This is a genomic window from Saccharopolyspora sp. 6M (assembly GCF_020176775.1).
GTDB lineage: Bacteria > Actinomycetota > Actinomycetes > Mycobacteriales > Pseudonocardiaceae > Saccharopolyspora_C > Saccharopolyspora_C gregorii.
On sequence record NZ_JAIUJZ010000289.1, the window covers coordinates 1 to 6,877 of the forward strand.

Annotated in this window: 6 protein-coding genes and 1 tRNA gene; 2 read left to right on the forward strand and 5 right to left on the reverse strand. The window is 69.0% G+C overall.

What is annotated here, in order from left to right:
• Positions 1–96: 96 nt before the first annotated feature.
• Positions 97–510, reverse strand: coding sequence for a VOC family protein (locus LCD31_RS27660; protein WP_224962931.1), 414 nt, complete (start codon positions 508–510; stop codon positions 97–99).
• Between the two features lie 294 nt (positions 511–804).
• Positions 805–3,495 (reverse strand): DNA polymerase I, encoded by a 2,691-nt coding sequence (polA, locus tag LCD31_RS27665; RefSeq protein ID WP_224962933.1) that lies wholly within the window; start codon positions 3,493–3,495, stop codon positions 805–807.
• A gap of 105 nt (positions 3,496–3,600) precedes the next feature.
• Here polA and LCD31_RS27670 point away from each other — a divergent pair, with 105 nt between their 5' ends.
• Positions 3,601–3,999 (forward strand): PaaI family thioesterase, encoded by a 399-nt coding sequence (locus tag LCD31_RS27670; protein ID WP_224962942.1) that lies wholly within the window; start codon positions 3,601–3,603, stop codon positions 3,997–3,999.
• A gap of 1 nt (position 4,000) precedes the next feature.
• On the opposite strand, the gene LCD31_RS27675 is transcribed toward LCD31_RS27670, so the two are convergent.
• Complete coding sequence (locus LCD31_RS27675; protein ID WP_224962936.1) at positions 4,001–4,612, reverse strand: ANTAR domain-containing response regulator; 612 nt, start codon at positions 4,610–4,612, stop codon at positions 4,001–4,003.
• Between the two features lie 292 nt (positions 4,613–4,904).
• Here LCD31_RS27675 and LCD31_RS27680 point away from each other — a divergent pair.
• Positions 4,905–4,981 (forward strand) — tRNA-Leu (locus LCD31_RS27680).
• A 114-nt stretch (positions 4,982–5,095) separates the two neighbouring features.
• On the opposite strand, the gene LCD31_RS27685 is transcribed toward LCD31_RS27680, so the two are convergent.
• Together LCD31_RS27685 and LCD31_RS27690 are read right to left on the reverse strand one after the other, a co-directional pair.
• On the reverse strand, positions 5,096–6,517 hold the full coding sequence (locus tag LCD31_RS27685) for a tyrosine-type recombinase/integrase (protein WP_224962938.1): 1,422 nt from the start codon (positions 6,515–6,517) through the stop codon (positions 5,096–5,098).
• Positions 6,514–6,684 (reverse strand): AlpA family transcriptional regulator, encoded by a 171-nt coding sequence (locus tag LCD31_RS27690; protein WP_255615740.1) that lies wholly within the window; start codon positions 6,682–6,684, stop codon positions 6,514–6,516. Before LCD31_RS27690 ends, LCD31_RS27685 begins: the two co-directional genes overlap by 4 nt.
• Positions 6,685–6,877: the final 193 nt, after the last annotated feature.

Below are 6,877 nucleotides of genomic sequence, written 5' to 3' on the forward strand. Positions count from 1 at the left end.
CGCTGAGCAGGTCCGGCAGGTAGCGGCGGCGGCCGAGGATCGTCGAGGTGTAGCCGTCCTCCCGCGCCTGCGACACCCCTCCTCCGTTCCGGGTGCTCACTCCGCGCCGGAAGCGGCCTCGGCTTCTTCGTCGTACCGGGCGATCTCGATCAGGTTGCCGTCGGGGTCGCGCAGGTACAGCGAGGTGATCGGGCCGGATGTTCCGGTGCGCCCGACCGGGCCCTCCTCGATGCGCACGTCGTTGGCCCGCAGGTGCTCCTGCACTTCGCTGATGGGCTGCTCGGTGACGAAGCAGAGGTTGGCCGAACCGGGCACCGGGTGCGTCGCGGTGGGCTCGACCAGCTCGCTGGCGGCATGCAGCTTGATGGTCTGCTGACCGAAGCTCACCGCACGCCGGTCACCGGGGAAGGTCACCGTGCGCATCCCGAGGATGCGCTCGTAGAACTCTGCCGCCCGATCGACATCGGCCACGGTGAGCACCAAGTGGTCCACTCTGTCGATGTTGATCATTTTCCTCCTCCGGGAACTCCGCCCCGGGTCCGCCGTGCGCGCCGCGCGCCGGCTCGTCGGCATCCGCTGTTCCGCGAAGTAGGCAGGCTATCCCGGCTATCACCCGAAAGGTCCAACAGGGGCCCGCCTCGTTCACGTTCCGGCCATCTCAGTGGCTGGGACGTCCGCGGCGCCGGAGAATGATCGTTTCGTGACCGAGCCGCAATCTCCGCAGCTCGGAGACCATGCCGCCGGCATATGCCAACGGTGAGGGCGTCGCCCGCCGCGCGACGGCCGGCGCCTCCCGCCGTGCACTCAGTGTGCGGCCGAGTCCCAGGAACGGCCCGCGCCCACCGACACTTCCAGCGGTACCTCCAGCGGGTAGGCCGAGCCCATCTGCTCCCGCACGATCCGCTCCACCTCGGCGCGTTCCCCGTCGACCAGTTCGATGATCAGTTCGTCGTGCACCTGCAGCAGCATCCGCGACCGCAGGCCCGCCTCGGCGAGGGAGCGGTGCACGCCCAGCATCGCCACCTTGATGATGTCGGCGGCGCTGCCCTGGATGGGCGCGTTCAACGCCATCCGCTCCGCCATCTCGCGGCGCTGCCGGTTGTCGCTGAGCAGGTCCGGCAGGTAGCGGCGGCGGCCGAGGATCGTCGAGGTGTAGCCGTCCTCCCGCGCCTGCGACACCACCTCGTGCAGGTAGTCCCGCACCCGGCCGAAGCGGGCGAAGTAGGCGTCCATCTGCGCCTTCGCCTCTTCCGCGGAGATCCGCAGCTGCTGGGCCAGCCCGAACGCGGACAGCCCGTACGCCAGCCCGTAGGACATGGCCTTCACCCGGCGCCGCAGCTCCTGGTCCACCTCGCCGATCGGCACGCCGAACGCCTGCGAGGCCACGAAGTTGTGCAGGTCCTCACCGGAGCGGAACGCCTCGATGAGCCCTTCGTCGCCGGACAGGTGCGCCATGATGCGCATCTCGATCTGGCTGTAGTCGGCGGTCAGCAGCTCCGAGTAGCCGGAGCCGACCACGAACACCTCGCGGATCCGGCGCCCCTCCTCGGTGCGGATCGGGATGTTCTGCAGGTTCGGGTCCGTCGAGGACAACCGGCCGGTGGCGACGATGGTCTGGTTCAGCGTGGTGTGGATGCGCCCGTCGTCGGCGACGGACTTCACCAGGCCCTCCACCGTGGTCTTGAGCCGGGTCGCGTCGCGGTGCTCCAGCAGGTGCTGCAGGAACGGGTGCTGCGTCTTCTCGAACAGGCCCTGCAGCGCGTCGGCGTCGGTGGTGTAGCCGGTCTTGGTGCGCTTCGTCTTCGGCATGCCCAGCTCGTCGAACAGCACCACCTGCAGCTGCTTCGGCGACCCGAGGTTGATCTCCCTGCCGATGACGTCGTAGGCCTCCTGCGCGGCCTGCTTGACCCGGCCCGCGAAGTGCGCGCCGAGCTCGTCGAGCAGGTCGGCGTCCACAGCGATGCCCGCGGCCTCCAGCTCGTCGATGACGGCCAGCAGCGGCAGCTCCAGGTCGGTGAGCAGGCCGCGGCTGTCGATGCGCCCCAGCTCGGCGTCCAGCGCGTCCGCGAGCTCACCGACCGCGCGGGCCTTCACGAGCTCGGCGTTGGCGGCGTCGGCCTTGTCCTGCTCCTCGTCGGCGAGCAGCGACAGCTGGCCGTCGCCGCCCTCGTCCTCGGCGCGCAGCTCCCGCTGCAGGTAGCGCACCACCAGGTCCGGCAGGTCGAAGGACCGCTGGCCGGGGCGCACCAGGTAGGCGGCGAGCGCGGTGTCGCTGGTCAGCCCGGCGAGCGTCCAGCCGCGGCCGCGCAGCGCGTGCAGCGGGCCCTTCACGTCGTGCGCGGCCTTCGGCAGCGCCGGGTCGGCCAGCCACTCCCCCAGCGCCTTGTCGTCGTCCGCGTTGAGCTCGGTCACGTCCACGAAGGCCCCGGCGCCGTCGGCGTCGGCCAACGCGATGCCGGCCAGGTCACCGGCGCCGGTCGTCCAGGTGCCGCTGAACGCGAGCCCGACGCGGCGGCCGTCCCGGGCGTGCCGGTCGAGCCACCCGGCGAGCTCACCGGTGTCCAGCGCGCCGCCGGAGACCTCGAAACCGTCCTCCACCTCGGGTTCGGCGGCGGACAGCGTGCTGAACAGCCGCTCCCGCAGCACCCGGAACTCCAGGTCGTCGAACAGCTTGTGCACCGCGTCCCGGTCCCACTGGGCCAGCACCAGGTCGTCCGGGGTGACCCCGAGCGGCACGTCGTGCTCCAGCTGGGTCAGCTCCCGGTTCAGCTGCACGGACGCGAGGTTGGTCCGCAGCGCCTCGCCCGCCTTGCCCTTCACCTCGTCGGCGCGGTCGATGAGCCCCGCCAGCGAGCCGAACTGCTGGATCCACTTCGTGACGGTCTTCTCGCCGACGCCCGGGATCTTCGGCAGGTTGTCCGACGGGTCGCCGCGCAGCGCCGCGAAGTCCGGGTACTGCTCGGGCGACAGGCCGTACTTGTCCTCGACGGCCTGCGGCGTGAACCGGGTGAGCTCGGAAACGCCCTTCGTCGGGTACAGCACCGTGACCCGGTCGGTCACCAGCTGGAGCGCGTCGCGGTCGCCGGTGCAGATGGCCACCGAGAAGCCTTCGCCGGTGGCCTGGGTGGTGAGGGTGGCGATGACGTCGTCGGCCTCGTAGTTGTCCTTGCTCAGCACCGGCACCGACAGCGCGCCCAGCACGTCCTGGATCAGGCTGACCTGGCCCTTGAACTCGTCGGGGCTGGCGCTGCGGTTCGCCTTGTAGTCGGCGAACTTCTCGCTGCGGAAGGTCTTGCGGGACACGTCGAACGCGACCGCGAAGTGGGTCGGCTGCTCGTCGCGCAGCAGGTTGATCAGCATCGAGGTGAAGCCGTAGACCGCATTCGTGTGCTGGCCCGTGCCGGTCTGGAAGTTCTCCTTCGGCAGGGCGTAGAACGCTCGGTAGGCCATGGAATGGCCGTCGATCAACAGCAGACGTCGGTCTTCGGAAGCCATCACGTCGCGGGAGTCTAGGCTGAGCCACCGACAGCGCGTGCGGCGAGGCACGAGGAGGGGTGGACCGTGACGGCGACCGAGAACGAGCAGCCCGCGAACGACTCGATGGCGCTGGTGCTGAACCCGGAACCGGGCCAGTTGCAGCACCGGATGGGCATCGAATACCTCGAATACTCACCCGAACGTGTGGTCGCGACGATGCCGGTGGAGGGCAACAAGCAGCCCTACGGACTGCTGCACGGGGGCGCGAACGCGGTGCTGGCCGAATCGGTCGGTTCCATCGCCTCGGCGCTGCACGCGGGAGAAGGCCGGATCGCGGTGGGGCTGGAGCTGTCCTGCACGCACCACCGCTCGGCCACGGAAGGCCTCGTCACCGGCATCGCCACCCCGTTGCACCGGGGCCGCAGCACGGCGACCTACGAGATCGTCATCACCGATGAGCAGGGCAGGCGCACCTGCACGGCACGCCTGACCTGCGTCATCCGCGACCAGCCCGCGGGCTGAGTCACTCCAGGTTCTCGAGCACCGCCTGGGCCACGGCCTTCATCGTGGTCCGGCGGTCCATCGCGGTCCGCTGCAACCAGCGGAACGACTCGGGTTCGGAGAGGTTGTGCTTGCTCATCAGCAGGCCCTTGGCGCGCTCGATCGTCTTGCGCGCTTCGAGGCGCTCGCTGAGGTCGGCGACCTCGGCCTCCAGCGCCTGCACCTCGGTGAAGCGGGACACCGCCAGCTCGACCGCGGGCACCAGGTCGCGCTTCGCGAACGGCTTGACCAGGTAGGCCATCGCCCCCGCGTCGCGCGCCCGCTCCACCAGGTCGCGCTGGCTGAACGCGGTCAAGATCACCACGGGCGCGATGCGCTCGCCCGCGATGTTCGACGCCGCCTCGATGCCGTCCATCTTCGGCATCTTGATGTCCAGGATCACCAGATCGGGCCGCAGCTCCTCGGCCAGCCGCACGGCCTCTTGCCCGTCCCCGGCCTCACCGACGACCTGGTACCCCTCTTCTTTGAGCATCTCCACCAGGTCGAGCCTGATCAGCGCCTCGTCCTCTGCCACGAGCACGCGACGTTCGACGGGCTTGGCCTCGCTTGGGTCCTCGGCAGCCGGCGTGGTCACCGGGTCCTCCTGGGGTAGTTCTGACACGGTCCAGTGCGGTCCCGCACCGGGAAAAACCAGCTTACCGGCCGGGCCCTCCAGCTGAGATGACCAGGGAGGGTGACCATCCCGACACCCGTTTCCGACAGGTCACATCGGCGCGACGCCCACATGGTGGGCGGGCTGCCGGCCAGGCGAACCGAACGGCACCACTGAGGCGTCGGCACCAGCGGACAGGGCAGTTGAAGACACCCGCCCAGACCGCCCCGCCGCCGCGCAGTGATCACCGGTCCGGTAAACTTCGGCTCGCTCAGCCCCCGTAGCCCAATCGGCAGAGGCGGCGGACTCAAAATCCGTACAGTGTCAGTTCGACTCTGACCGGGGGCACCATGCCTAACCAGGCCCGCAAGGCCTTTCACCAGGCGTTTTACGCGAGAGGCCATGCGGGCCTGATGTGCGGTTGTCCCCGGCTGCTACGGCTGTCTGCGGCCAGCTACGGACGATTCACGGACACGGCCGCGCCTGCTGCATACCGAAGCTCAGGGCTTCCTCGATGCGGCGCCGGGCGCTGTCCTCCTGCCCGGCGAGCACCTTCGCGTAGACCTGGTGCAGTACGGCGACCGAATGCCCAGCCCACTCGGCCACCTGAGTCGACGGCACCCCGCTGCCGAGCCACGTCGACACGCACGCGTGCCGCAAGTCGTACGGGCGACGAGCCAGCACTGAGGCGTACTCCTCGGCGGTGAACACCTTCTGCCGTGCTTTGTCCCACACCCTGGCCGCGGTCGACTCAGCGAGATCGCCGCCCGTCAAGCTGCGAAACAGCCGTCCGTCTGCGGTCGTGCCGAACCGCGCCAGGTGTCCATGCAGCAACTCGGTCAGCTCAGGCGGACACGGAACCGGCCGCACCTCTCCTACCCCGCGCTGCTTGAGGTGGCGCCGGTCGCGCCGCTGCCCGGAGTCCGTCCACGCCCCGCCCGCGGTCGGCGCAGTCTGCGACACCAGCAGCTCGCCCCAACCACTGCTCGGGAGGCGCAGATCTGACTTGCGCAGCATCGCGGCTTCTTCCGGACGCAGGGCCGAGTAGTACATGACCCCGAAGAACGCCACCAACCCCGGTCCAGCCGACCTGCGTGGCTGCCCGTCGACTCGCTGTTCCCCTACCTTCGCCAGCAACTGCCGTGCCTGACGCGGGTTGATCACGACGCGCTTGTCGATCGCTTTCACCTCCTTCGGCGGTGTCCACTTGATCCGCGAAAGCACGTTGTTCTGCAACACCCCGAGTTCGACGGCGTACTCCAGCGCGTTGTGGAAGACCGCACGCTTGCGCGCGAACGTCTTGGCACCGGCGGGCTTCCCGTCCATGCGCCGGGCCAGTTGCTCCAGCACGCGCCGCATCAGCGCCGGGTCGTCCAACTTCGACATCGCGACGGTGTTGGCCTCCAGCCACCGCAATGCGCGGGCGATCTCCACCGGCTTCGCGTCGTCGCGCTGTTTGGTGTTGAACAGCCATCGTGTCAACGTCCGGCGCATCACCTGGTCGTCTGGCCTGCCGCGCTCGCTCGTCAGCAGTACCGGAGTCACCGTCGCCAAGGTGTCCGCGATGCCCGCCCTCGACTTCGCGGCCGCGCGGGTCCACTTGAGGTCGACATACCGCTGCGAGAACTCGAACCAGCTCATCTGGTTCGCAGACTTCCGGGCCATCGACACCGGAAGCCCCGGTGCGTCGACGAGGAACGCCTCTCCTCTGCTCGCCGCGGTTACGAGCTGGGCGTGGAAGCTGCTCGCCAGTGTCTTGCCTTTGAACGACTCGTGGTGTTCGTGTGTGCCGACACGCCATCGGACACGGTAGCTGGTGACTTTGCCCTGAGCGTTCTTGCGGGCGGTGATTCGCCAGATGTGGACGTTGTAGCTGGTCTCGGTCATGCGGCGTCGGCCTCCAGGGTGTTGAGCCAGGTGTCGAAGTCGGTGCGCTTGATGCGCAGGGAGCCGTTCGGGAGCCGGATGCATTTCGGGCTTCGTCCTTTGGCGCGCCAGTCGTCGAAGGTCGATCGGGAGATGGCCATCTCGTCGCAGAACTCGGGAACGGTCATCCATGTACCGCTGCGGCGGGTCGGCATGGTTCCTCCTGTTCAGGCCGCGATCGGCCGGGTAGAGGTTTCGTGGCAGTCGAGGCATTGGCCTTCGAGGGGGCGGGTGTGGGGGATGCGGTAGCCGACGTCGCGGTGACAGGTGTCGCAGACGCGGTGGGCGCGGTTCATGGCTTGGATGGCGCGGCGTTGGGCG